This window comes from Wolbachia endosymbiont of Cylisticus convexus (genome assembly GCF_003344345.1).
The window spans coordinates 1-2,296 of sequence record NZ_QPIP01000120.1 but is presented as its reverse complement, the minus strand read 5'-3'; the positions used below and the strand labels follow the sequence as shown (position 1 = coordinate 2,296).

Genomic DNA, 2,296 nt, shown 5'->3' with positions numbered 1-2,296 from the left:
TGCTAAGAGTAATGGAACTCCTTTATTGGTAGCAGCACAGGAAGGTTACGGTGGTATAGTTAAGCTTCTTCTGGATCATAAAGCTGATGTTAATGCTAGGGGTGATGATGATTTTACTCCTTTGCATTTTGCAGCACAAAGTGGTTGCGATGATATAGTTAAGCTTCTTCTGGACCATAAAGCTGATGTTAATGCTAAGACTAGTAATGGTAAAACTCCTTTCCAGAAAGATGATGATTTTACTCCTTTGCATTTTGCAGCACAAGGCGGTTATGGTAGTATGGTTAAGCTTCTTCTGAATCATGGAGCTGATGTTAATGCTAAGAGTAGTCAAGGTTTAACTCCTTTGTCGTTAACACTAAATCATTGTCCTGAGGTAGCTAACCTTCTGCTTGCTAACCCAAATATTAATGTTAGTTGTGTAAAGATTTCGTCTGTTGAAAAGGAAGAAGACAGAAGAAAAGTTCTTCAAAAATTAATTCAAGATAATGAATTGTTTAATCTGATAAAACAAGCAGCAGAAATAGATGAAAATAAGCTAGATAAATTGCTTAAAGAGATAAAAGAGCTACTAGAATCAAAAATTGAGTACGGTTTCAAACCAAGCTTAAACTACTCTCCAGATGGTAATGACGAAAATACGACTATTAAAATTGCTATTAAAGCTGGTGGAAAGGTATTGCAGCTCTTACATGATTATGCGGAGAAGAATATAGGTACAGACACTGAAATATTTAAAAAACTAAAACATGCTAAAGAAAACTCTCAGTCTAAGAGAGATCTTTGTAATGTTTCTGTCTTTAATCATTCTACTTTAGCTCAAAGCTTCTAATTTGATAGTATTAATTTCTTAACTCTTTGATTTCGTCTACCGAAAGGCCAGTGATTTCAGTAATAGCATCAATAGAAACACCGGCCTTGAGTAAATTTTTTGCAACTTCGATTTTCTCTGCTTTTCTGCCTTTTTCATGACCGATTTGGATGGCTTCTCTATTTATAGCTGTGGTATTGTGTAGCAGATTATCCAATCTGGTGCTTCTCTGCCATTTTCCCACTTAGCAAATCTCATCTTTTCCTTGAGATAATATCCCCTATAAGCTTCCACAGCACTGCTGCATTTATACTGATCCGGCAGTGCTTGTATAAAAGCTTGCATATCAGTTGATTGAAAAATGAGTAAATCCTTCACACCAATCTATTACTTCCTCTGATTTATGTTTTCTTTTGTATCGCAAAGTGTACTCTTTACATAATTCTTTTCCGTACTCTATCAACCAATAAAAGTTCCCTTTTGATTGCCTAGCCCACAAAGAACAAGGATGATTATTATGAGTAAGTTTATATGGAATTTCTATATCCTGATCTATAACACTAACAAAAGGATTTGGCACTTTTAATGCTGTTGAAAAAACATTACTAAGTAATTGAGCAGTTTCTAATGGCATTTTTACTATATGCTTATCGCATAACATTTGTGCTGCAATTATAGGATTTTCGTCTAATACAAAGATATTCATCCGGAGATAGAATTAACCTAGGCCTTTAACTTCATCAGCCGTAAGACCAGTAGTTTGAGCTATGACATCAATAGAAACCCCTGCTTTAAGTAGATTCTTTGCAACTGTTATCTTAGCTTGTTTTTCACCCTCTGCTCTACCTTTTTCATGGCCGATTTGGATGCCTTCTTGTCTACCTTCTTGTCTACCTTCATGTTTAGCATCATCGAGTTTTTGTTCCAAAATAGCCTTCTCTTTCTGTACACTCAATATTCTTTCCTCATATGCGATCAAATCTTTTTCATTCCAGCGAAATCTGTCTAATTCATCATATGCTAACTTTATTATCGGAGCTTCTGCTGCTATCTTTTTCAAATCTTCTTCAGTTGTTTCTTCTGCGTATTTAAAAAAGAAGCACCACCTTTCTGTCGTACTCTCTAACTGCTCTACTTTATTTTTTGCAAATTTAGGCAATTCAATAAAGACAAATTGTAGATCTTTTAAGTAATGGCCATTGGTTTTGATATCACGTATATTATGAGTAGAAATATAGTCAACTTCTTCAGGCAGAAGGTTACAATTGGAAATAGCAATAAAGAAGACTTTCTGAAGATCAATGTAATTACCAGATTTATCTAATTGCCGTGAGTAAGCCTTAGCAGCATAAAGTTGAGCACGTTTTTCAAAGCCTTTATCACGAGCGAGCTGCATTTCGATGACAAATCTATTACCAATAGAGTCCTTGCAAAGAACATCAACAATGCTTTGCTTGTCAGAGGCAATTTCAGGGTCCATAATAG

The 2,296-nt window shown here is 35.1% G+C and carries 2 protein-coding genes and 2 pseudogenes; 1 reads left to right on the top strand and 3 read right to left on the bottom strand.

What is annotated here, in order from left to right; all coding sequences use genetic code 11:
• On the top strand, positions 1 to 832 hold an 832-nt coding region (locus Wcon_RS08805; RefSeq protein WP_179947509.1), incomplete at its 5' end, for an ankyrin repeat domain-containing protein.
• A 10-nt stretch (positions 833 to 842) separates the two neighbouring features.
• On the opposite strand, the pseudogene Wcon_RS08800 reads toward Wcon_RS08805, so the two are convergent.
• The 3 genes and pseudogenes from Wcon_RS08800 to Wcon_RS08790 form a co-directional block, all read right to left on the bottom strand.
• Positions 843 to 992 (bottom strand): annotated as a pseudogene (locus Wcon_RS08800) (Rpn family recombination-promoting nuclease/putative transposase); the annotation flags it as partial.
• 2 nt (positions 993 to 994) lie between these two features.
• Positions 995 to 1,517 (bottom strand): annotated as a pseudogene (locus Wcon_RS12860) (pyrimidine dimer DNA glycosylase/endonuclease V).
• Between the two features lie 12 nt (positions 1,518 to 1,529).
• Positions 1,530 to 2,294 carry an Rpn family recombination-promoting nuclease/putative transposase gene (locus Wcon_RS08790; protein WP_458694586.1) on the bottom strand — a complete coding sequence of 255 codons (765 nt, stop codon included), beginning with the start codon at positions 2,292 to 2,294 and terminating at the stop codon, positions 1,530 to 1,532.
• Positions 2,295 to 2,296: the final 2 nt, after the last annotated feature.